The following is a 20,971-nucleotide window of genomic DNA, read 5'->3' on the forward strand; positions in this document are numbered from 1 at the left end:
GGCCGGTTTGGTTGCGGCCCCCTCTAAAACAGCAGGGCTGCCATACCATATAGGAGGACGCTACATGATGAGCGTCCCCCTGAACCGAGGGCTTTTCCGAACACGGCCATGACCCAGAACACGCGATCCCCCCGCACCGTTACCCGCACTCCGGCCCGCGCCTTCGGCGCCGTCGCTCTGGCGCTGGCCGTGGCGCTGACCGCCGGCACCGCCGACGCCCGCGCGGGCAAGAGCAGCTCCGTGGGCAGCCGCGGCTCGCGCACCTACGAGGCGCCGGCCCAGACCAACACCGCGCCGCGCGCCGCCCCGATGGAGCGCTCGGCCGCCCCCGCCCAGACTCCGGGCGCCCAGCAGCCGGGCATGCAGCAGCCGGGCATGGCGTCCCCGGCGGCGGCGCAGCGCGGCGGCTTCTTCTCGCGCGGCGGCTTCATGCCGGCCCTGATGGGCGGCCTGATCGGCGCCGGCATCGCCGGCATGCTGTTCGGCGGCGGCTTCCTCGACGGGCTGGGCAGCTTCGCGGGCATCCTGGGCTTCATCCTCCAGATCCTGCTGGTCGTCTTCCTGGTCCGTCTGGCCATGCGCTTCTTCCGCAACCGTTCGGCGGGCGCGGCGCAGCCGGCGGGCATGGGCGCGCCCAAGACCGCCTATGCCGGTCCGAATCCGAACCCCAACGCCATGAACCGCGACGCGGCGGACGTGCGCTACAACCCGCTGAGTGGCGGCGCCCGCGGTGGCGCCGCGGCGGGGCCGGCCTCGGGTCCAGCGTCTTCCGGCCGTCCCGGCGTGCGCCGTGACGACCTGGGCATCGGCCCGGCCGACTACCAGGCGTTCGAGCAGACGCTGGTCGCGGTCCAGACCGCCTACGGCAGCGAGGACCTGACGGCCCTGCGCGCCGCCGTGACGCCGGAGATGGCCTCCTACTTCACCGAGGAGCTGGCGGCCAACCACAACCGCGGCGTGGTCAACCGCCTGTCCGACGTCCGTCTCCTCCAGGGCGATCTGGCCGAGGCGTGGCGCGAGGGCAACGCGGAATACGCCACCGTGGCGATGCGCTTCTCGCTGACCGACGTGACGGTGGACCGCGCCAGCAACCGCGTGGTCGAGGGCGACGCGAACCGTCCGGTCGAAGCCACGGAAATCTGGACCTTCACCCGTCCGCGCGGCGGGCGCTGGGTCCTGTCGGCGATCCAACAGGCCGGCTGACCACTCTCCACTCCTCAACCGGTCTTGCGGGGGGGCGTCCGAAAGGGCGCCCCCCTTCGCATTTCCGGACTCCCCTGGACAGGCGGGGCATGATAGAACATATAAGGAACAAATACCTGTCCAGCGGAAGCAAGTCATGCCCGATCTTCCCTTGCCCGACTCCCGACGTGACGCGCCCCCGCCGGACCGGGCGGCCGTGCTGGCCGACCTGCGCGCCCGCATCCGGGGCCTGGAAGGGCTGGGCGGGGAGGGGGCGCGGGTGCTGCCCCTCGGCCTGCCGGACCTCGACGGGGCCTTTCCGGCGGGCGGGCTGCCGCTCGGTTGCCTGCACGAGGTGGCGGGGGAGGAGCCGGGGGCCGGCACGGCCTTCGCCGCGCATCTGCTGGCCCGCCTCGCCAGCGCGGCAGCACCCGCGCTGTGGGTCGTGCGGGGGCGCGACCTGCACGCCGCCGGGCTGGCCGCCTATGGGCTGACGCCGGAGCGGTTGATCGCCGTGCGCGCGACCCGCGACGCCGACGCCCTGTGGGCGATGGAGGAGGCTTTGCGCTGCAAGCGGCTGTCCGCCGTGCTGGGGGAGGTCGGGAGACTGGACCTGACGGCGAGTCGCCGGTTGCAACTGGCCGCCGAATCGTCGGGCGTAACGGGAATCCTGTTGCAGGATGCATCGCAGAATGCGAGCCGCCGCTCCGCGGCGAGCGCGGCGGTCACCCGCTGGCGGGTTGCGCCGGCCCCCAGCCGGACCGAGGAGCCGGGCGTCGGCGAGCCGCGCTGGCGTGCCGAGTTGGAACGCTGCCGGGGCGGGCGTCCGGGGGTGTGGCTTCTGGAATGGCGTAACGGCGCCCTGGTCCCCGCGAAGGGGCCGGAGCGGGCCGTTCCGGCGCCCGCGTCCACGTCCACCCCGGTTCGGCGTCCGGCTCCGGCGGGCGGACACGGACCGTCCTGGGCCGAGGTGGCGTGATGCGGACGGAAGGACGGGCGGTTATGTCGCTTGCACGACGGTCACTTGAGTGTCGCTTCCGCGACAGCCGCCTGTCGGCTTCCGGTCAGTAGTTGGTGGCCCAGTCGGGCAGGGGATGCGCGGTCTCGCCATCCGGATCGGCGTCGGGCGGAAAGGGCGCGTCGTCCGCGTAGAGCGGCAGTTGCCGGGCGAATTCCGCCGATTCCTGGGCCCGGCGTTGCTCCAGCAAGCGGGCGGCCAAATGAGCGGGCAGCATGGCAAGCCTCCTTCTGAGCGTCGGGAGAGCCTGGGGAGCGGTCCTGTCGGCCGCCCTCGGCCCAACCCGTCCTGTGTGTCTGGACGCTATCATGCAAGGTCCAGGCCTCTAAGTGATGCAGATCACGCGTTATGCAAACTTTAATGCGCCCGGTTTCTTTTTCAGGCCCCGTTTCTTTTTTGAGGCCCGTTCCTTTTTTCGGATGGGAAGCCCATAGTCCCCGCCTCCCGCTTTTCCCGCGAATGTTCCTTCTGTCGAGACCGACCATGCACGCCGAATCCTGCCCCACCTGCCTAAAACCTGTGCACTTGTGCGTCTGCGAGGCGGTGGAGCCGATCGACAACGCCGTCTTCCTGCTCATCCTCCAGCACCCGCAGGAAAAGCGCGAGACGCTGGGCACCGCGCAGATCGCCCATCTCCAGTTCCGGAACTCCGCGCTGAAGGTGGGGCTGAGCTGGTCGAACCTGAAGCGCATCCTGGGGCGCGAGGTCGATTACAAGCGCTGGGGCGTGCTCTATCTCGGCCCGGTCAAGCAGGGCGCCGCCCCCTTGCCGGAGGTGTCCGTGGTGGACAAGGGCGGCGTCCCGCAGAAGGACAGCGAGCTGGTCCTGGGCGACCTGGAAGGCGTCATCGTCCTGGACGGCACCTGGAGCCAAGCCAAGACGCTGTGGTGGCGCAACCCGTGGCTCCTGAAGTGCCGCCGCATCGTGCTGAACCCGCAGTTCCGCTCCCTCTACGGGCAGGCCCGCAAAGAGCCGCGGCGCGACAGCGTGTCGACCCTGGAGGCCGCCGCCTTCCTGCTGTCGCGGCTGGAGGCCGAGCCGGCGGTCCTCGACCGCGCGCTGAAGCCCTTCGCGCTGCTGCTGAAGAAGCTGCGCGCCCCGCGCCCGCGTCCCGTTCTGCCGCCCCGCGCGGAGGCTGAGGAACCGGCTGGGGAGCCGGCTGTGGAGCCCGCTCCGGAGACGGCCCCGGATCAGGACGGGAGCAAATAATCCGCGTCTCTTCCGGGATCGCCCTTTCCGGGTAAGCCCCCCTCGACCGGGGCGGCCGTGGCAACCAACGCGCTGTTTCGCTGTTGGGGATTGCATCGGCCGCTCGGGCCTCAACCAAGGGAGCGATCCATGAAGGGCGTTTTGCTGTGGCTTGTCGGGATTCCCATTCCGATCATTCTTCTGCTGTATCTGTTCAACGTCCTCTGATCGGGCCTCCGATCGGCTTGACGGCACGGACCGGCGGCGCCACATGCGAACCGCGCCGCCCTCCGCGCGCACGGTAAGAGACGAGGACCATGGCCCGCGATTTCGTTCCCTTCGGACTGACCGTCTGCGGCATCGAGGAGCTGAACGGCTTCTGCGAGGCCGGCGTGACCCACGTCCTGTCGATCCTCGACCCCGGGCATCCGGAGCCGACCGCCTTCGGTTCCTACGGCGAGCACAAGCGGCTGGAGCTGCGCTTCCACGACATCATCGACCCCTACATGGGCCAGTCCCTGCCGCAGCGCGCGGACGTGGAGCGCATCCTGGCCTTCGGGCGCGACCTGATGACCGAGCCGACCGGGGTGGGTGGGCTGCTGGTCCATTGCCACGCCGGCATCTCGCGCTCGACCGCCGCCCTGACCATGATCCTGGCCCAGGCCAGCCCCGACCGCCCCGCCGCCGAGGCGATGGCCGCCGTGGTCGGCATCCGCCACAAGGCGTGGCCCAACCTGCGCATGATCGAGTTCGCCGACGAGATCCTGGAGCGCCGCGGCGAGCTGGTCGCCGCCGTCCGCGACCGTCACCGGAGCTATGGCCGGGAGCGTCCCGATCTGGTCCAGTTCATGATCGACAACGGCCGGGTGCGCGAGGTCGCGGACCTGATCGACTGATCTTTTCGCCTCCAACCGCATTTCAACGGAAGTTCCGGCCCTCCGGGAAGACCGCGGCGGCGGAGCGGTTGGGGAGCGCGTCGGGGTCGGTCAGGTCGCGCAGCCGGTGCGTCAGGTCGGCCAGCCGCTCGACGCGCAGGTGGATGACCTCGCCGCCTTCCTCGTTGGGCTTGCCGCTGCGCTCCACCCGTCCGGTGGCGGCGATCAGACGGGCGCCGAGGATCGTCTTGCGGAATTGCTCGAACACGTCCGGCATGATGACGAGGTTGGCGATGCCGGTCTCGTCCTCCAGCGTGATGAAGACCACGCCCTCGGCGCTGCCCGGCCGCTGCCGGACCAGCGCCAGCCCCGCCACGGTCAGCCGTGTCCCGGCCCGCAACTTTCCCAATCGTTCGGCCGGAGCCACCCCGGCGAAGCCGTCGCGCAGCAGCGCCATGGGGTGCGCCTTCAGCGACAGGCACAGGCTGCCGTAGTCCATCACCACATGCTCGCCCAGCGCCATGGTGGGGAGGAGAGCCTGCGGCTCGTCCTGGGCGGAGTCGGCGAGGCCGGCGAACAGCGGCAGCGGCTGCGCTCCCAGCGCCTTCACCGCCCACAGCGCGGCCCGCCGGTCCATACCGACGGAGCGGAAGGCGTCGGCCTTGGCCAGCCGCTCCAGCCCGGCGACCGGCATCCGCGCGCGGCGCCACAGGTCGTAGGGATCGCGGTAGCCCGCCCCGCGGCACAGCACGAGCCGGTGCGCGTCGTCCTCGTCCATCCCGCGGACCAGCCGCAGGCCGAGGCGCAGGGCGTAGCGGATGTTTCCAGTGCTCCCTCTCCCCGGGGGGGAGAGGGTATGCGGTCCCGTTTTGGAAAGCGGTTCCAGCGTGCAGTCCCAATCGGAGGTGTTCACGTCCGGGGGCAGCACGGTCACCCCGTGCTCGCGGGCGTCGCGGACGATCTGGGCGGGGGCGTAGAAGCCCATGGGCTGGCTGTTCAGCAGGGCCGCGGCGAAGACGTCGGGATGGTGGCACTTCATCCAGGCCGACACATAGGCCAGCAGGGCGAAGCTCGCCGCGTGGCTTTCGGGGAAACCGTACTCGCCGAACCCCTCGATCTGCTGGAAGCAGCGCTCGGCGAAGGCGCGGTCGTAGCCTTTGCCGACCATGCCCTCGATGAACCGGTCACGGAAGAGCTGGACCTCTCCGGTCTTGCGGAAAGTCGCCATGGCGCGGCGCAGCCGGTCGGCGTCCTCCGCGCTGAAGCCGGCGCCGACGATGGCGATCTGCATCGCCTGCTCCTGGAACAGCGGCACGCCCAGCGTCCTTTTCAGCACCGTTTCCAGATCCTTTGAGGGGTAGGTCACGACCTCCTCGCCGCTGCGGCGGCGCAGGTAGGGATGGACCATGTCGCCCTGGATCGGGCCGGGGCGGACGATGGCGACCTCAATCACCAGATCGTAGAAGGTCTTGGGGCGCAGACGGGGCAGCATGGACATCTGCGCCCGGCTCTCCACCTGGAAGACGCCCAGGCTGTCGGCCCGGCACAACATGTCGTAGGTGGCCGGGTCCCCCTGCGGCACGGTCGCCAGCGTCAGGGGAAGCGTGTAGTGCCGCTTCAGCAGGTCGAAGCCGCGGTGCAGGCAGGTCAGCATCCCCAGCGCCAGCACGTCCACCTTCAGGATGCCCAGCGCGTCGATGTCGTCCTTGTCCCACTCGATGGTCGTGCGGTCCTTCATGGCGGCGTTGGCGATGGGGCACAGGTCGCTCAGGGGGCCGCGGGTGATGACGAAGCCGCCGACATGCTGCGACAGGTGGCGGGGAAAGCCGATCAGCTCCTGCGCCAGATCCAGCGTCTGGCGGAGCCGCGGGTCGTCGGGGTCGAAGCCGTATTGCCGGGCGCGCTCCTCGTCCACGCCGTGGCGGCTCCACCCCCAGACGGAGCCGGACAGCCGCGCCACCAGATCGGCGGACAGGCCCATGGCCTTGCCGACCTCGCGGATGGCCCCGCGGGCGCGGTAGCGGATGACGGTGGCGGTCAGCCCGGCCCGCTCGCGCCCGTATTTCCGATAGATGTACTGGATGACCTCCTCGCGCCGCTCATGCTCGAAATCCACGTCGATGTCCGGCGGCTCGTTGCGGGCCGAGGAGATGAAGCGTTCGAACAGCAACGTGGTGGTGGCGGGATCGACCGACGTGATGCCCAGGCAATAGCAGACCGCCGAATTGGCTGCCGAGCCGCGCCCCTGGCAGAGGATCTCCTGCGAGCGGGCGTGGCGCACGATGTCGTGCACCGTCAGGAAATAGGGCGCGTAACCGAGTTGCCCGATCAGCGCCAGTTCGCGGTGCAGGGTCTGGGCCACCGTCTCCGGCACGCCGTCCGGGTAGCGCCGGACCGCCCCGGCCCAGGTCAGATTGGTCAGCGTCTCCTGCGGGCTGCGCCCGTCCTCGGCCACCTCGTCCGGGTATTCGTAGCGCAGCTCCTCCAGCGAGAAGCGGCAGGCGGCGGCGATCTCCACCGTGCGGGCGACCGCGTCGGGGTGACGATGGAACAGGCGGGCCATCTCCACCCCGGCCTTCAAATGCCGCTCGGCGTTGGCGGACAGGCGCCAGCCCGCCTCGTCGATGGTCGTGCCGCTGCGGATGCAGGTCATCACATCGGCCAGCGGGCGGCGGGCGGGGGTGTGGTAGAGCACGTCGTTGGTCGCCACCAGCGGCACCCGCTCCGCCTCGGCCAGCCCGGCCAGCCAGGACAGCCGCCGCTGGTCGTCGCCGCGGTAGCGGTGGCTGGCGGCGAGGTGCAGGCGGTTCCCCAGATCGTTGCGCCAGCCGCGCAGCGCGTGGATGAAGGCGGGATCGCGGTCGTCCGGCGGCACCAGCAGGAACAGCATCCCCTCCGCATGGTCGAGCACGTCGGCGCGGGCGATGAAGCAGGCCCCCTTGGGCGCCCGCCGCTTGCCCAGCGTCAGCAGCCGCGACAGCCGCGCGTAGGCCGCCCGGTCGGTGGGGTAGGCGAGCAGGCTGTCCGCGTCGGTCAGGTCGAGCCGGCAGCCGACGATCAGGCGCAGCCCGTGCTTGCGGGCGGCAGCGTGCGCCTGCACCACCCCGGCCAGCGAGTTGCGGTCGGTCACCGCCACGGCGGCGTGGCCGAGGCCGGCGGCGGTCAGCGCCAGCTCGTCCGGGTGGGACGCGCCCTCCAGGAAGGTGAAGCTGGTCGAGACCTGGAGTTCGGCGTAGGGGGTCATGGCGGTCCGGTCACCCGAAGAAGCCGTGCAGGAACCACGGCACCGTCACGCCGGGCCGGTACAGCCCCTGGCGGAAGACCCAGAAGCGGCGGCCGGCCTCGTCCTCGACGCGGTAATAGTCGCGGGGCTCGCCGTCGCGCCGCCACCATTCGGCCTCGATCCGCTCCGGCCCGTCGGCGCGGCGGACGCGGTGCTGGACGCCGCGCCAGCGGAACATCACCGGCGGGTCGTCGGGGACCGGGGCCATGGCCTCGATGGGCTCCGGCGGGGCGAGCAGCCGCACCGGGCGCGGGCGGTCGGCGGGCCACAGGGACGCACCGGGTGTGCCGGCCAAGACCGGAGCGAAGGCCGAGGCGGGGGCCACGCTGCGCTCCGGCAGCCAGCTTTGCCGGGGGACCAGCCGCAGCACCGCCCGCTCGCCCAGCCGGTTGCCCAGCCGGTCCATCAGCTCGCCCAGCTCCGGCTGCCCGTCCGCGCCCCCATCCGCTGCGCCGTCCAGCGCGGCCTGCGTGGCGGCCAGCGGGCCGGCCTCGGTGGCCGACAGCACCATCAGCTCCAGGCCGGGGCCGGGCTCGACGCGGTCCAGCTTCTGGGCGAACAGCCGCATCAGCGCGTCCGGGCGGCGCACCGGGTGGCCGGTGCCGATGGCCAGCGTCTGGGGTGCGTCCTCCAGCCGGCGGTCCACCCGGTGCAGCTCCAGCCGCAGGCGGCGGGCGCCCTCGCCGGTTTTTTCCAGCCCGGCGCAGAGGGTGGCCAGCAGCCGGCGCAGCGCCTCGGCGATGGCGTCGGCGGTGGTGAGCGGCTCGGGCAGGGCGAGGCGCGCGCTGTGGGGCGGCACCGGCAGGCGGGGGGACAGCGGCTCGTCCAGCCGCCCGTACGCCTGGTCGAGCCGTCGCAGCAACTCCGGCCCGAAGCGGGCGGCCAGCGTGGCGCGGGGGACGGCGTGCAGGTCGCCGATCCGCCGCAGCCCCACCGCGGCCAGCCCCTCCACCGTGGCGGCGGGCAGGCGCAGCGCGGCGACGGAGAGGGGGGAGAGGAGGGGGGAGGCGAAACCCTTGCCCCCACCCCGACCCTCCCCCGCTCCGCAGGGGAGGGGGCTATCTGTCCCTCCCCTGCGGAGCGGGGGAGGTAGGGACCCGCGAAGCGGGAGGGTGGGGGCACCCCTCCCGAATCGCGTCAGCGCCCACGCCGCCGCCGGCGTGTCGGCCACCGCCAGCCGCGACTCGAAGCCTGCGGCAGCCAGACGGGCGGACAGGTCGGCGGCCATCGCCTCCTCCCCGCCGAACAGATGGGCGCAGCCGGTGATGTCCAGCGCCACCCCGTCCGGGCCGTCGGGGGCGGTCCAGGGGGTGTAGCGGGTGCACCAGCCGGCGATCCGCTCCAGCAGGCGGGCGTCCGACCCGGGGGCGGCGTCGAAGACGGCCAGGGCGGGTTCGATGGCGCGGGCATCGGCCAGACTCATGCCGGGCCACACCCCGGCCTCCTCCGCCGCGCGGTTGACGGCGGCCACGCCCAGCCGCCCGCGTTCCGCCAGGATGGCGGCCAGGGGATGGTCGCGCCGCTCCGGATGGCGGCGGCCGTGGGCGTCGGTGGGCAGCCGCGGCAGCCACAGGGACAGGACGCGCCGCGCCGTCCGCTCCGCCTCCCGTCCTGCCATGCCCATCCCCCTTCGCCGATGTGATGCCAACAGTTTTGACTCGAACAAAACAAGAACATTCTAGCGGCAAAAGCCGGCGGGCGGGAGTCTCCTTACGGCCTCACCAAGAAGGGGGAGATGGGCAGGGGGGCCTTGTTCCGGCTCCATGGGGCACGACATGGTTGATATGACCCCGATCCGCCTCACCGCCGCGTTCCTGCCCGTCGCCGTCGCGCTCGCCACCCTCGCGCTGGGGGCCTGCGCGACGGAGGTGCACGACGAGATGCCGGGGCGTGCCCAGGCGGCACCGCCGGTGTCCGCGCAGAGCGGCGGGCTGAAGACGCTGCGCCAGATCCAGGCGGAGGAGAACGCCCGTCCGACTCCCGCACCGCGGCCACAGCCTGCGCCCGCCCCGCCGCAAAAGCTCTCCGACGCCTCGCAGACGCCCAACAAGCCGCCGGTGCGTCGCCGCGGCAGTTCCTCCCCGCCGCCGCCGGCCATCGACCAGCCGGCCACGCCCGCCCTGCCGTCGCCGGGCTCCACCCAGGAGCTGACCGACCGCGCCAAGCGCGACCTGATGAGCCCGGAGGTCGACCGGCTGCGCACCGACGACGCCATGGGCCGGCTCGACCCGCTGCAGCAGCGCGACCTGCTCCGCAAGCAGCAGGACCTCCGCCAGTACGGTCCCGGCCCTCTGGGCTATTGATCTCAAGCTTCTGAAAGCCTTCCGCCCTGGTCACTTGACCCCACCCCGCGCAGCGGCCATACCGGCCCGATGCTGCGCGAAGACTTGGGGAAAAGGGGTAGGGGATGGTGGCGATCCGGTCGGTTCTTCTGGCGCTCGTTCTGGCCGCGGTCGGTGTCGGCGCCGGGGCCGCGCCCGCGCTGGCGCGGATGACGGTGACCGGGCCGTTCGGCACCGGCCTGACCGAACCCGTGTGGGTGCTGCAGCATCTGTTGGGCTTCCTCGCCATCGGGCTGTGGAGCGGGCAGAACGGCGGCCCTTCCGTCTGGCAGCTTCCGGTGGCGGCGCTGACCGCGGTGCTGGCCGCCGGGCTGGCCGCGCAGATCGGCATCCGCCTGCCCTACGCCGCGGAAGGGCTGTCGGCGTCGCTGATCCTGATGGGCGGGCTGGTCGCCTTCGGGCTGAAGGCTCCCCTCGCCCTGGGTGTGCTGACGGTCGCCGCGGCGGGGGCCTTCCACGGCTATGTGCACATGGGCGGGCCGCTGTTCTGGGCCGGGCTGTCGTCCGGCGTGCTGCTGGTCATCTGCGCCGGGCTGGGCCTGTCGGCGGTGCTGGGACAGGCGGCGTCGGGCCGGGTCGTGCAAATGTGTGGCGGCGCGGTAGCACTCGCCGGAGTTCTTGATCTGGCGGGCGTCTTTTAAGCCCCCGACGCCTTGAAAAAGCCCGGCTGCGGGTATTCTTGTAAGAGCGTGTCCAACACACGCCGCCGGGACGGCTGGCCAGCAGGAAAGGTGGACCCGCCGGTGCCGCGCGCAGGAGCCAACCCCCGCCTTTCCCTTGAAGGTCCCGCCGGGCCTTCGCCCAGCCGCCGCCATGTGCTCGCCGGTGTCGCGGGGGCCGCCCTGCTCGGCCTGCTGCCGCGGGGTGCCGCGGCGCAGGACATCCGCTATTTCCGGATCGGCACGGGCACCACATCGGGCACCTATTTCCCGATCGGCGGGCTGATCGCCAACGCCATCTCCAACCCGCCCGGCTCCCGCCCCTGCGACCGCGGGGGAAGCTGCGGCGTGCCGGGGCTGATCGCGGTGGCGCAGGCCACGCTCGGCTCGGTGGAGAACATCGAGCTGCTGCGCTCCGGCGCGGTGGAGGCCGGGATGTCCCAGGCCGACATCGCCTATTGGGCCTACACCGGTTCCGGCATCTTCCACGGCAAGGCGCCCTTCGAGGGGCTGCGCTCCATCGGCATGCTCTACGCGGAGGCGATCCAGCTCGTCGTGCGCGCCGACAGCGACCTGCACGGCGTGGCCGACCTCAAGGGCAAGGCCGTCTCGCTGGGCGAGGAGGGCTCCGGCGTGCTGGTGGAGGCGCGGGCGATCCTCGACGCCTTCGGCGTGAAGGAAGGAGAGCTGCGGCCCCCGGCCTACCTGAAGCCCGGCACCGCGGCCGACCGGCTGGCCAAGAAGGAGCTGGACGCCTTCTTCATGGTCGGCGGTTTTCCGGTGGCGGCGGTCACCGACGTGGCGAACCGCGAGCCGATCCGCCTGATCCCGCTCGACGGCGAGATGGCCGACCGGCTGCGCATCCGCCAGCGCTTCTACATGGACCAGACCATCCCCGCCGACACCTACCCCGGCGTGCCGGAGACGCACACGCTGGGGGTGGGGGCGGAACTGCTGGTCCGCGCCGACCGCGACCCCGCCCTGATCCACGGCGTCACCAAGGCGCTGTGGCACGAGAACACCCGCCGCCTGCTGATCGAGGGCCACCCCAAGGGGCGCAGCTTCGACGCCACCAAGGCGGTCGCCAACGTCTCCGTCCCGCTGCATCCGGGCGCCGAGCGCTACTACCGCGAGGTCGGGCTGATCGGCAACGCCGCCAACGAGCCGACGGGCGGGGCGACGCCCTGACCTCCTATTGCGGGTCCCGCTCGTCGGCGTAGAGGTCCCAGGGCTCCGCCTTGGCGGCCGCCGCCCACTCCACCATGGCCGGCAGTTCCATCACCGCCCGCGCGTAGTCGCCGCACAGCCCGTCCATCTCCACCCCGTAGGTGAGGAGGCGCGTCACCACCGGCGCGTACATGGCGTCGGCGATCGAGAAATTGCCGAACAGGAAGGGACCGCCGGCCCCGAAGCGGGACCGCGCGTCGCGCCACAGCGCGAAGACGCGGGCGATGTCGGCCTCGCTCTCGGCGTTGCGGCCCACGCCGGGGCGGAAGGCCTTCAGGTCCATGGACATGAAGGTGCGCAGGGCGGCGAAGCCCGAATGCATCTCCGCCGAGACCGACCGCGCCACGGCGCGGGCGTGGGCATCCGCCGGCCACAGGGCGGCCTCGGGGACGGTCTCCGCCAGATACTCGCAGATCGCCAGCGAATCCCAGATCACCCGGTCGCCGTGCCGCAGGCAGGGCACCCGGCCCGAGGGCGAATGCTCCGCGATGCGGGCCGCGGTGTCGGGCTGGCGCAGCGGGATCACGATCTCCCGGAACGGCCGGCCGGTCCGCTTCAGGGCCAGCCAGGGCCGCAGGGACCAGGAGGAGAAGGCCTTGTTGCCGATGACCAGCGTCAGGTCGTCCATGGATGCACCTCGGTCGCGAAGGGAGGGGGGCGGAGCATGCCTGCCCCGCGACCTTGCGGCAACCCAATCCCTCTCCCCTCCCGGGAGAGGGCGTGCAAAACGCAATCCCCCTTTTCAGGGACGCCCCGGCGCGCCATGCTTTCCTTCACTGTTTCCGTTTCCTGACGAAGGACGCCCGCCTTGCTCGCCACCCTGCTCGCCACGGCCGGCCCCGGCACCGTGACCATCACCCCGCTGAACAAGGCCGGCCTCGCCACATGGCTGGAAGGCCAGCCGCCCGCCACCGCGGCCTGGGTGAAGGCCGTGAACTTCACGGGGGAGGCCGGTTCGACGGCGTTCCTCCCGGGGGAGGGCGGGGCGATCGCCCGCGTGCTGGCCGGCGTGTCGGCGCTGGACGACCTGTGGGGCCTCGCCGGTCTTCCGAGCGGCCTGCCGCCGGGGAACTACCAGCTCGACGAGGTGGTGGACGCCGCGCTCGACCGCCGCGCCGCGACCCGTCTGGCGCTGGGCTGGGCGCTCGGCAGCTACCGCTTCGGGCGCTACAAGGCGTCGGAGAAGTCCTTCGCCAACCTCGTCTGGCCCAAGCACGCCGACCAGGGCGAGGTGCAGCGCACCGCCACCGCGACCACCCTGCTGCGCGACCTCGTGAACACGCCGGCCAACGACCTCGGCCCGGCGGAGCTGGCCGCCGCCGCCGCCGCGCTGGCCTCGGAGTTCGAGGCGGGGCTGGACGTCATCGTCGGCGACGGGCTGCTCGACCGCGATTATCCGGCCATCCACGCGGTGGGCCGGGCCAGCCCGCGGCTGCCGCGGCTGATCGACCTGCGCTGGGGCAACCCGACGCACCCGAAGGTGACCATCGTCGGCAAGGGCGTCTGCTTCGACAGCGGCGGGCTGGACATCAAGCCGTCGTCGGGCATGCTGCTGATGAAGAAGGACATGGGCGGGGCGGCGCACGCGCTGGCGCTGGGCCGCATGGTGATGATGGCGGGGCTGCCGGTGCGGCTGCGCGTTCTGGTCCCGGCGGTGGAGAACGTCATCTCAGGCAACGCCTTCAAGCCGATGGACGTGCTGAAGACGCGCAAGGGCCTGACCGTGGAGGTCGGCAACACCGACGCCGAGGGCCGGCTGATCCTGTGCGACGCGCTGGCCGAGGCGGATTCGGAGAAGCCCGCCCTGCTGATCGACTTCGCCACCCTGACCGGGGCCGCCCGCGTCGCGCTGGGGCCGGACCTGCCGGCGCTGTTCGCCAACGACGACGACCTCGCCAACGACCTGCTGGCCGCCGGGGAGGAGCAGAGCGACCCGCTGTGGCGCCTGCCGCTGTGGGCGCCCTACCGCAAGGGGCTGGACAGCAAGGTCGCCGACCTCAACAACGTGACCAGCAACGGCATGGCCGGGGCGATCACCGCCGGGCTGTTCCTCCAGGAATTCGTGTCGAAGGAGACGCCCTGGGCGCATCTCGACACCTTCGCCTGGAACAGCGGCCCCCGTCCCGGCCGCCCGGAGGGCGGCGAGGCGCTGGGCCTGCGCGCGGCCTATGCGGTCATCGCCAAGCGGTTCGGGTGATAGGACGGCGCACCATCCGGCATATGGTTAAAATTGTCACCCCCGCGGGCGTCGCGGGGGTGGCGTGCCGATTCGGAAAGGATTAAAACCTTCGGGTAGGACCGGTGGACTCGGGTGCCGGCCGGTTTTTTGGAGGCGGATACATGGCGCTGAAGGTTCGTGAGGATTATCGCACCCTCACCGGTCCGGAAAAGGCGGCCATTCTGATGCTGGCGCTGGGCGACGAGCATTCGTCCAAGCTGTTCGCGATGATGGACGACGAGGAGATCAAGGAGCTGTCGCAGGTGATGGCGAACCTCGGCACGGTCTCCGCCAACCTCATCGAGCGCCTGTTCGTCGAGTTCGCGGAACAGATGTCGGCCACCGGCTCTCTGGTCGGCTCCTTCGACTCCACCGAACGCCTGCTGCTGAAGACGCTGCCCAAGGACAAGGTCGACTCCATCATGGAGGAGATCCGCGGTCCAGCCGGCCGCACCATGTGGGACAAGCTGGCCAACGTCAACGAGTCGGTCCTGTCCAACTACCTGAAGAACGAATACCCGCAGACCGTGGCGGTGGTGCTGTCCAAGATCCGCCCGGAACACGCCGGCCGCGTGCTGACCCAGCTTCCGGAAAGCTTCGCGATGGAGGTCATCATGCGCATGCTGCGCATGGAGGCCGTGCAGAAGGAGGTTCTGGACGACGTGGAGCGCACGCTGCGCACCGAGTTCATGACCAACCTCGCCCGCACCAGCCGCCGCGACAGCCACGAGATGCTGGCGGAAATCTTCAACGGCCTGGACCGCACGACCGAGCACCGCTTCATGGCTGCTTTGGAGGAGCGCAACCGCGACAGCGCCGAGCGCATCAAGTCGCTGATGTTCACCTTCGAGGACCTGTCCAAGCTCGACCCCTCCGGCGTCCAGGCCCTGCTGCGCAGCGTCGACAAGCAGAAGCTCGCCACCGCCCTGAAGGGCGCGTCGGAGACGCTGAAGGACCTGTTCTTCTCCAACATGTCGGAGCGCGCGGCGAAGATCCTGCGCGAGGACATGGCCGCCATGGGTCCGGTCCGCGTCCGCGAGGTGGACGAATCCCAGATGTACATGGTCCAGCTCGCCAAGGACCTGGCGGCCCGCGGCGAAATCGTCATCTCTGAAGGCAGCGGTGAGAACGAGTTGATCTACTAACCTGCTTCCTGTATAATTTAAAAAATCTCCTGAAGCAGAGAAAAGGGTAGCCTTTCACTTGTTTGGAACGATCGTTCCGGAATTTTATAGAGACTTTTTATTTTTTATGTGTATAATCGGTTGTCGCCCTATCCTTTGAGGACGACGCCATGCCGACCATCCATCGCCAGGACGGTTTCCGGTTCTACTTTTACAGCCATGAGCCCAACGAGCCGGCGCATGTTCATGTGGACCGAGGCGGTGCCTCGGTGAAAGTCTGGCTGACCCCGGTGTCCGTTGCGATTAATATGGGCCACTCGGCAAAGGATCTGGCCGACGTGCTGCGGATCGTGCGGGAGCATCGGGCGCGGTTCCTGGAGGAATGGCATGGCTTTTTCGGCACCCAAGGTTGACCTGCGCATCAAGGCCGTGTTGCTCGACGACGAGCGGCTGACGGTCGACCTTATGGATGGGCGATCCATCGCCGTGCCGCTCGCCTGGTATCCGCGCTTGTTCGACGCCACCCCGGAGCAGCGCCGGAATTGGGAAATCGCCGGAGGCGGCTACGGCATCCACTGGCCCGATGTGGATGAGGATCTCAGCACCGAAGGGCTTCTGCGCGGGGCGCCCGCCCCCCGACACGTTCCTCCCCCCGCGACACCCTGACCGATCGATCCGGTTGCGAAACGCTTGCCTGTTCGGGCCGGGTTGGGGGACACTCCTTCCGCCGCGCGTCCCGAATGCGGGGGCCTTCGGGGCAAGGGGCGCGGCACGGGGGGAAAACATGGCACGGAACCTGAAAGCGCTCGGCCTGTGGCGGACGGCTCTGATCGCCAGCGTCCGGCAGGACGGGCCGGATCTGTCGGCGCGGCAGATGGCGATCATGCTCCAGGTCTATCTGACCGACCCGCCGCACACCGTGCGCGGTCTGGCGGCGGCGCTGAACATCTCCAAGCCCGCGGTGACCCGCGCGCTCGACCGCCTGTCGCTGCTCGGCTTCATCAAGCGCAAGCGCGACGTCGAGGACAAGCGCAGCGTGCTCGTCCAGCGCACCGTGAAGGGCAGCGTCTTCCTGTCCGACTTCGCCGAACTGGTCGTCGCGGCCGGCGCCGTGGCGCCGGAGGACATGGCCGTCATCCGCGCCGAGGAGGAGGTGGCCGCCTCCGCCAAGGCGCGGCTGGAGGCGCAGTTGGGCGCCTCCGGCACGCTGGCGGTGCCCGCCTGACCGCCGCCGCCTTCAATAGCCCTGGCTGCGGTCCACGAGGTTCGGCAGCGGACGGCCTTCCCGGAAGGCGGTGATCGCCTCGGCCACCACCGCGGCGGAGCGCGACGGGTGGGTGACGGCGGCGACGTGCGGCGTCACATGCACCTTCGGGTGGGTCCAGAAGGGATGGCCGGCGGGCAGAGGCTCCTCCGCGAACACGTCCAGGCTGGCCCCGGCGATGTGCCCGCTCTCCAGCGCCTCCAGAAGATCATCCTCCACCAGATGCCCGCCGCGCGCGGCGTTGACGACCACCGCCCCCTTGGGCAGGGCGGCGAACAGCTTGCGGTTCAACAGGCCGCGCGTCTCCGCCGTCAGCGGCAGCAGGCAGACCAGCAGGTCGCATTGCCCGAGCATCGCCGCCAGCCCGTCGGGACCGGAGAAGCTCTCCACCCCCGGCAGCGTCTTCGGCGTGCGGCTCCAGCCCAGCACGCGGTAGTCCATGCTCAGCAGCGTCTTCGCCGAGGCCATGCCCAGCTCGCCCATGCCAAGGATGCCGACACTCACCTCCGACGCCGGGCAGGGGTCCAGCGGCTCCCACCGCCCGGCCTGCTGGAGCGCCTTGTACTCGTCAAGAAGCCGATGCCAGCGCAGCACCTGGAGCGCCACATAGCCGGCCATGTCCACCGTCAGCCCCTCCGACACCATGCGGACCAGCGGCACGTCGGGCAGCGTGGGGTCGAGCAGCAGCGATTCCACCCCGGCGCCCAGCGACACGATCAGCTTCAGGTTCGGCAGCGTGGCGAGCAGCCCGTGCGGCGGCTTCCACACCAGCGCCATCTCGATGTCCGCCGGATCCCCCATCTCGGGCCACACCCGCACCTCCAGCCCGGGCAGGCGGGCGTCCAGCTCGCTCAGCCAGCGGTCGGACCGGTCGGTGGTGGAGCAGAAAAGCAGCGTCACGGCGCAAACCCCTGTAATGTTGTCGTTGTTCGTCTCAAACCCGTTCGAGCCAACCGTGCCCCGTCTGATCCTGTTGAACAAGCCCTATGGCGTGCTGCCCCAGTTTACCGATGAGCAAGGGCGCCCGACCCTGGCCGACCATGTGCCGGTGAAGGGGGTCTACGCCGCGGGGCGGCTGGACCGCGACAGCGAGGGGTTGCTGGCGCTGAGCGACGACGGCGCGCTGATCGCCCGCATCGCCTCGCCGAAGCACAAGCTGCCCAAGACCTACTGGGTGCAGGTGGAGGGTGTCCCGACCGAGGAGGCGTTGCAGCGCCTGCGCGACGGGGTGACGCTCAAGGATGGCCCGACCCTGCCCGCCGAGGTCCGCCGGATGGCGGAGCCGGACGGCCTGTGGCCGCGCGACCCGCCCGTGCGCTTCCGCGCCGCCATCCCGACGGGCTGGATCGCGCTGACGCTGCGGGAGGGACGGAACCGGCAGGTGCGCCGCATGACCGCCGCGGTCGGTTTCCCGACCCTGCGGCTGATCCGCTGGTCGATCGGCGACTGGACCCTGGACGGTCTGGCGCCCGGCCAATGGCGCGAGGTGACGGTGCCGGGGCGGGAGTCCCCGAAGGCGTCGCCGGTCAAAGGAAACGCGAAGCGCCCGCGTGGCCGAGGCAATCGTGCCCAAGGCGATCGTGCTTGACCGTTATAACCCTCTCCCCGGAGGGGAGAGGGGATATCAAAATGCGCCCGCGCGACGTCACATCCGCACGGCGTCGGACTTGACGGCCTCCAGGTTCAGGGCGGCGGCGAGCAGGGCGCGGGTGTACTCCTCCCGCGGCTCCTCGAAGATGCGGCGGGTGGGGCCCTGCTCGACCACCTTGCCGTCCTTCATGACGATGACGTGGCTGCTCAGCGCCCGCACCACCCGCAGGTCGTGGCTGATGAACAGGTAGGCGAGGTTGTTGCGCGCCTGGATGTCGCGCAGCAGATCGACGATCTGCGCCTGCACCGACATGTCGAGCGCGCTGGTCGGCTCGTCCAGGACGACGAATTTCGGTTTCAGCACCAGGGCGCGGGCGATGGCGATGCGCTGGCGCTGGCCGCCGGAGAACTCGTGCGGGTAGCGGTGGCGGCTGGACGGGTCGAGCCCCACCTCTTCCAGCGCCTTCGCCACCATGGCGTCGCGTTCGGCGCCGGAGCCGATGCCGTGGATCGTCAGCCCCTCGCCGATGATCTGGCCGACCGACAGGCGGGGCGACAGGCTGCCGTAGGGGTCCTGGAAGACCACCTGCATCTCCCGCCGCAGACCGCGCAGCCTCTTGGCCTGCCAGCCCTGGATGTCCTTGCCGTCGAAGCGGATCGCCCCCTCGCTCGCGTGCAGGCGCAGCAGGGCGAGGCCAAGCGTCGTCTTGCCGGACCCGGACTCGCCGACCACCCCGACCGTGTGCCCCTGGCGCACATTGACCGACACGCCGTCCACGGCGCGGACGTGATCGACGGTGCGGCGCAGCAGGCCCTTCTTGATGGGGAACCAGACCTTGAGGTTGTCGGCCGCCATGATCTCCGGCGCGTCGGCGGGCGGGGTCAGCGGGTCGCCCTTCGGCTCGGCGGCCAGGAGCTTGCGGGTGTAGGGGTGCTGCGGGCGGGCGAAGATGTCGGCCACCTCGGCCTGCTCGACGATCTCCCCCTGGTTCATCACGCAGACCCGGTCGGCCATCTTGCGCACCACGCCCAGATCGTGGGTGATGAGCAGCAGCGCCATGCCGAAGCGGCGCTGGAGGTCCTTCAGCAGCTCCAGGATCTGCGCCTGGATGGTGACGTCCAGCGCGGTGGTCGGCTCGTCGGCGATCAGCAGGTCCGGCTCGTTGGCGAGCGCCATGGCGATCATCACGCGCTGGCGCTGGCCGCCCGACAGCTCGTGTGGGTAGGCGTTCAGCCGCTTTTCCGGGTTGGGCAGCCCGACCAGCCGCAGCAGCTCCAGCGTGCGCTTGCGCGCGGCGGCGCGGGACAGGCCCTTGTGCAGGAACAGCGTCTCGTTGATCTGCCGCTCGATGCTGTGCAGCGGGTTCAGCGAGGTCATCGGCTCCTGGAAGATCATGGCGATGCGGTCGCCGCGCACGTTGCGCAGAACCTTCTCCTCCGCCCCCACCAGCTCGGTTCCGCGGAAACGGATGGAGCCCTGCGGGTGGCGGGCCATGGGGTAGGGCAGAAGTTGCAGGATCGACAGGGCGGTGACCGACTTGCCCGACCCGGACTCGCCGACCAGCGCCAGGGTCTCCCCCTTGGCGATGTCGAAGGACACGCCCTTCACCGCGTGCATCGCCCCGCCGCCCGAGCGGAACTCGACATGCAGGTTGCGGACCTGGAGGAGATCGTCGGCCCCATTGGTCGTCATGTCGGTCATGGGCGGTTCCGCCTTCTTGGGCTGGTGGTCGTTGGGGGCATCATTCCGCGGCCTTCCGCGCCACCGCGGCCGCCTCGTCGACGGGTCCGGTGGCGGTGGAGAGCTGGCCGATGGTCTTGCGCGGGTCGAAGGCGTCGCGCACCGCCTCGCCGATGAAGATCAGCAGGCTCAGCATGATCGCCAGCACGAAGAAGGCGGTCAGGCCCAGCCAGGGCGCCTGGAGGTTCGCCTTGCCCTGGGCCAGCAGCTCGCCCAGCGAGGGGGAGCCGGGGGGCAGGCCGAAGCCCAGGAAGTCCAGCGCCGTCAGGGTGGTGATCGAGCCGTTGAGGATGAAGGGCAGGAAGGTCAGCGTCGCCACCATCGCGTTGGGCAGCACGTGGCGCACCATGATCGTCGCGTCGGTGGCGCCCAGCGCGCGGGCGGCGCGCACATAGTCGAAGTTGCGCGCCCGCAGGAACTCCGCCCGCACCACATGGACCAGCGAGGTCCAGGAGAACAGCAGCAGCAGCCCGAGCAGCCACCAGAAGTTCGGCGTCACCACGCTGGACAGGATGATGAGCAGGAACAGCGTGGGCAGGCCCTGCCAGATTTCGATGAAGCGCTGGAACAGCAGGTCGGTGATGCCGCCGAAATAGCCCTGCACCGCCCCCGCCATGATGCCGACGACCGAGGAGAAGGCGGTCAGCACCAGCCCGAACAGCACCGAGATGCGAAAGCCGTAGATCAGCCGCGCCGTCACGTCGCGCCCCTGGTCGTCGGTGCCCAGCCAGTTGTCGGCGGACGGCGGGGCCGGGGCGGGAACCGGCAGGTTGTAGTTGATGGTGCGGTAGCCGTAGGGGATCGGCGGCCAGACGATCCAGCCCTTCTCCTCGATCAGCTGGCGCACATAGGGGTCGCGGTAGTCGGTCTCCGTCTCGAACTCGCCGCCGAAGGTGGTCTCCGGGTAGGCGGTGAAGACGGGCCAGTAGAGCGCGTTGTCGTACTTGATGAGCAGCGGGCGGTCGTTCGCGATGAACTCCGCGCCCAGCGACAGGGTGAACAGCACCAGGAAGATCCAGAAGGACCAGAAGCCCCGCCGGTTCGCCCGGAAATTCGCCAGCCGCCGCCGGGTGAGCGGCGTCACGCGCATGCCGAGGAAGCGGTCGCCGGTCATGCATGGCCCTCCCGACGGGCATTTGCCCTCTCCCCTCCGGGGAGAGGGGAGGGTGAGGGGGTTGAGCGTGGCGGTGCGTGCGGCAACAGGGCAACCCCCTCACCCCAACCCTCTCCCCGGGGGGGAGAGGGAGCATGCGTCAAGAT

General features: G+C 70.6%; 20 protein-coding genes. 13 read left to right on the forward strand and 7 right to left on the reverse strand.

Annotated features, from left to right (window positions below):
• Window positions 1-108: 108 nt before the first annotated feature.
• Together TSH58p_RS13490 and TSH58p_RS13495 are read left to right on the forward strand one after the other, a co-directional pair.
• Window positions 109-1,203: a TIM44-like domain-containing protein gene (locus TSH58p_RS13490; protein WP_199230144.1), complete on the forward strand. Its 1,095-nt coding sequence runs from the start codon at window positions 109-111 to the stop codon at window positions 1,201-1,203.
• A 136-nt stretch (window positions 1,204-1,339) separates the two neighbouring features.
• Window positions 1,340-2,161, forward strand: a complete 822-nt coding sequence (locus tag TSH58p_RS13495; RefSeq protein ID WP_109070524.1) for an ImuA family protein — start codon at window positions 1,340-1,342, stop codon at window positions 2,159-2,161.
• A gap of 85 nt (window positions 2,162-2,246) precedes the next feature.
• Here the strand turns inward: TSH58p_RS13495 and TSH58p_RS33625 are convergent, their stop codons facing one another.
• Window positions 2,247-2,417 (reverse strand): hypothetical protein, encoded by a 171-nt coding sequence (locus TSH58p_RS33625; protein ID WP_175426399.1) that lies wholly within the window; start codon window positions 2,415-2,417, stop codon window positions 2,247-2,249.
• A gap of 266 nt (window positions 2,418-2,683) precedes the next feature.
• Here TSH58p_RS33625 and TSH58p_RS13500 point away from each other — a divergent pair, with 266 nt between their 5' ends.
• Both TSH58p_RS13500 and TSH58p_RS13505 read left to right on the forward strand, forming a co-directional pair.
• Window positions 2,684-3,409 carry a tRNA-uridine aminocarboxypropyltransferase gene (locus tag TSH58p_RS13500; protein WP_109070536.1) on the forward strand — a complete coding sequence of 242 codons (726 nt, stop codon included), beginning with the start codon at window positions 2,684-2,686 and terminating at the stop codon, window positions 3,407-3,409.
• Between the two features lie 296 nt (window positions 3,410-3,705).
• Window positions 3,706-4,284: a tyrosine phosphatase family protein gene (locus TSH58p_RS13505; RefSeq protein ID WP_109070523.1), complete on the forward strand. Its 579-nt coding sequence runs from the start codon at window positions 3,706-3,708 to the stop codon at window positions 4,282-4,284.
• A gap of 22 nt (window positions 4,285-4,306) precedes the next feature.
• Here TSH58p_RS13505 and TSH58p_RS13510 read toward each other — a convergent pair whose 3' ends face one another.
• Window positions 4,307-7,507 carry an error-prone DNA polymerase gene (locus TSH58p_RS13510; protein ID WP_109070522.1) on the reverse strand — a complete coding sequence of 1,067 codons (3,201 nt, stop codon included), beginning with the start codon at window positions 7,505-7,507 and terminating at the stop codon, window positions 4,307-4,309.
• A 10-nt stretch (window positions 7,508-7,517) separates the two neighbouring features.
• Window positions 7,518-9,164: a DNA polymerase Y family protein gene (locus tag TSH58p_RS34550; RefSeq protein WP_109070535.1), complete on the reverse strand. Its 1,647-nt coding sequence runs from the start codon at window positions 9,162-9,164 to the stop codon at window positions 7,518-7,520.
• 157 nt (window positions 9,165-9,321) lie between these two features.
• Between TSH58p_RS34550 and TSH58p_RS13520 the strand changes: the two genes are divergently transcribed.
• The 3 genes from TSH58p_RS13520 to TSH58p_RS13530 all read left to right on the forward strand — a co-directional run bounded on the left by TSH58p_RS13520 (window position 9,322) and on the right by TSH58p_RS13530 (window position 11,735).
• Window positions 9,322-9,849, forward strand: a complete 528-nt coding sequence (locus tag TSH58p_RS13520) for a hypothetical protein (protein ID WP_146205888.1) — start codon at window positions 9,322-9,324, stop codon at window positions 9,847-9,849.
• 104 nt (window positions 9,850-9,953) lie between these two features.
• Window positions 9,954-10,529 carry a HupE/UreJ family protein gene (locus tag TSH58p_RS13525; protein WP_109070520.1) on the forward strand — a complete coding sequence of 192 codons (576 nt, stop codon included), beginning with the start codon at window positions 9,954-9,956 and terminating at the stop codon, window positions 10,527-10,529.
• A 174-nt stretch (window positions 10,530-10,703) separates the two neighbouring features.
• On the forward strand, window positions 10,704-11,735 hold the full coding sequence (locus TSH58p_RS13530) for a TAXI family TRAP transporter solute-binding subunit (RefSeq protein WP_247874080.1): 1,032 nt from the start codon (window positions 10,704-10,706) through the stop codon (window positions 11,733-11,735).
• Window positions 11,736-11,739: 4 nt separating this feature from the next.
• Here the strand turns inward: TSH58p_RS13530 and TSH58p_RS13535 are convergent, their stop codons facing one another.
• A complete protein-coding gene (locus TSH58p_RS13535) occupies window positions 11,740-12,402 on the reverse strand; it encodes a glutathione S-transferase family protein (RefSeq protein WP_109070519.1) in 663 nt (220 codons plus the stop codon).
• A gap of 180 nt (window positions 12,403-12,582) precedes the next feature.
• Here TSH58p_RS13535 and TSH58p_RS13540 point away from each other — a divergent pair, with 180 nt between their 5' ends.
• From TSH58p_RS13540 to TSH58p_RS13560, 5 genes are all read left to right on the forward strand, one after another.
• On the forward strand, window positions 12,583-13,971 hold the full coding sequence (locus tag TSH58p_RS13540; protein ID WP_109070518.1) for a M17 family metallopeptidase: 1,389 nt from the start codon (window positions 12,583-12,585) through the stop codon (window positions 13,969-13,971).
• Between the two features lie 143 nt (window positions 13,972-14,114).
• Entirely contained in the window at window positions 14,115-15,137 is a 1,023-nt protein-coding gene (gene fliG, locus TSH58p_RS13545) for a flagellar motor switch protein FliG (RefSeq protein ID WP_035670918.1), read from the forward strand.
• A 149-nt stretch (window positions 15,138-15,286) separates the two neighbouring features.
• On the forward strand, window positions 15,287-15,529 hold the full coding sequence (locus TSH58p_RS13550) for a DUF4160 domain-containing protein (RefSeq protein WP_035670915.1): 243 nt from the start codon (window positions 15,287-15,289) through the stop codon (window positions 15,527-15,529).
• Window positions 15,504-15,782: a DUF2442 domain-containing protein gene (locus tag TSH58p_RS13555; protein ID WP_109070517.1), complete on the forward strand. Its 279-nt coding sequence runs from the start codon at window positions 15,504-15,506 to the stop codon at window positions 15,780-15,782. The genes TSH58p_RS13550 and TSH58p_RS13555 overlap by 26 nt, the downstream gene beginning before the upstream one ends.
• 118 nt (window positions 15,783-15,900) lie before the next feature.
• The gene (locus TSH58p_RS13560; RefSeq protein ID WP_109070516.1) at window positions 15,901-16,341 is read left to right on the forward strand and encodes a MarR family transcriptional regulator; all 441 of its coding nucleotides are present in this window, start codon (window positions 15,901-15,903) and stop codon (window positions 16,339-16,341) included.
• Between the two features lie 12 nt (window positions 16,342-16,353).
• Here TSH58p_RS13560 and TSH58p_RS13565 read toward each other — a convergent pair whose 3' ends face one another.
• Entirely contained in the window at window positions 16,354-17,280 is a 927-nt protein-coding gene (locus TSH58p_RS13565) for a glyoxylate/hydroxypyruvate reductase A (protein WP_109070515.1), read from the reverse strand.
• A 55-nt stretch (window positions 17,281-17,335) separates the two neighbouring features.
• On the opposite strand from TSH58p_RS13565, the gene TSH58p_RS13570 reads away from it, so the two are divergent.
• Complete coding sequence (locus tag TSH58p_RS13570) at window positions 17,336-17,968, forward strand: pseudouridine synthase (protein WP_247874079.1); 633 nt, start codon at window positions 17,336-17,338, stop codon at window positions 17,966-17,968.
• A 57-nt stretch (window positions 17,969-18,025) separates the two neighbouring features.
• Here the strand turns inward: TSH58p_RS13570 and TSH58p_RS13575 are convergent, their stop codons facing one another.
• A complete protein-coding gene (locus TSH58p_RS13575; protein WP_371732419.1) occupies window positions 18,026-19,672 on the reverse strand; it encodes an ABC transporter ATP-binding protein in 1,647 nt (548 codons plus the stop codon).
• Between the two features lie 40 nt (window positions 19,673-19,712).
• Window positions 19,713-20,801, reverse strand: coding sequence for an ABC transporter permease (locus tag TSH58p_RS13580; RefSeq protein ID WP_109070532.1), 1,089 nt, complete (start codon window positions 20,799-20,801; stop codon window positions 19,713-19,715).
• Window positions 20,802-20,971 lie beyond the last annotated feature (170 nt).

The sequence above is a fragment of the Azospirillum sp. TSH58 genome (assembly GCF_003119115.1).
Lineage (GTDB): Bacteria > Pseudomonadota > Alphaproteobacteria > Azospirillales > Azospirillaceae > Azospirillum.

Excerpts from the sequence above, each read along its gene's own strand:
- TSH58p_RS13490 (WP_199230144.1), top strand. The coding sequence starts at position 109 with ATGACCCAGAACACGCGATCCCCCCGCACCGTTACCCGCACTCCGGCC.
- TSH58p_RS13495 (WP_109070524.1), top strand. The coding sequence starts at position 1,340 with ATGCCCGATCTTCCCTTGCCCGACTCCCGACGTGACGCGCCCCCGCCG.
- TSH58p_RS33625 (WP_175426399.1), bottom strand. The coding sequence starts at position 2,417 with ATGCTGCCCGCTCATTTGGCCGCCCGCTTGCTGGAGCAACGCCGGGCC.
- TSH58p_RS13500 (WP_109070536.1), top strand. The coding sequence starts at position 2,684 with ATGCACGCCGAATCCTGCCCCACCTGCCTAAAACCTGTGCACTTGTGC.
- TSH58p_RS13505 (WP_109070523.1), top strand. The coding sequence starts at position 3,706 with ATGGCCCGCGATTTCGTTCCCTTCGGACTGACCGTCTGCGGCATCGAG.
- TSH58p_RS13510 (WP_109070522.1), bottom strand. The coding sequence starts at position 7,507 with ATGACCCCCTACGCCGAACTCCAGGTCTCGACCAGCTTCACCTTCCTG.
- TSH58p_RS34550 (WP_109070535.1), bottom strand. The coding sequence starts at position 9,164 with ATGGCAGGACGGGAGGCGGAGCGGACGGCGCGGCGCGTCCTGTCCCTG.
- TSH58p_RS13520 (WP_146205888.1), top strand. The coding sequence starts at position 9,322 with ATGGTTGATATGACCCCGATCCGCCTCACCGCCGCGTTCCTGCCCGTC.
- TSH58p_RS13525 (WP_109070520.1), top strand. The coding sequence starts at position 9,954 with ATGGTGGCGATCCGGTCGGTTCTTCTGGCGCTCGTTCTGGCCGCGGTC.
- TSH58p_RS13535 (WP_109070519.1), bottom strand. The coding sequence starts at position 12,402 with ATGGACGACCTGACGCTGGTCATCGGCAACAAGGCCTTCTCCTCCTGG.
- fliG (WP_035670918.1), top strand. The coding sequence starts at position 14,115 with ATGGCGCTGAAGGTTCGTGAGGATTATCGCACCCTCACCGGTCCGGAA.
- TSH58p_RS13550 (WP_035670915.1), top strand. The coding sequence starts at position 15,287 with ATGCCGACCATCCATCGCCAGGACGGTTTCCGGTTCTACTTTTACAGC.
- TSH58p_RS13555 (WP_109070517.1), top strand. The coding sequence starts at position 15,504 with ATGGCTTTTTCGGCACCCAAGGTTGACCTGCGCATCAAGGCCGTGTTG.
- TSH58p_RS13560 (WP_109070516.1), top strand. The coding sequence starts at position 15,901 with ATGGCACGGAACCTGAAAGCGCTCGGCCTGTGGCGGACGGCTCTGATC.
- TSH58p_RS13575 (WP_371732419.1), bottom strand. The coding sequence starts at position 19,672 with ATGACCGACATGACGACCAATGGGGCCGACGATCTCCTCCAGGTCCGC.
- TSH58p_RS13580 (WP_109070532.1), bottom strand. The coding sequence starts at position 20,801 with ATGCGCGTGACGCCGCTCACCCGGCGGCGGCTGGCGAATTTCCGGGCG.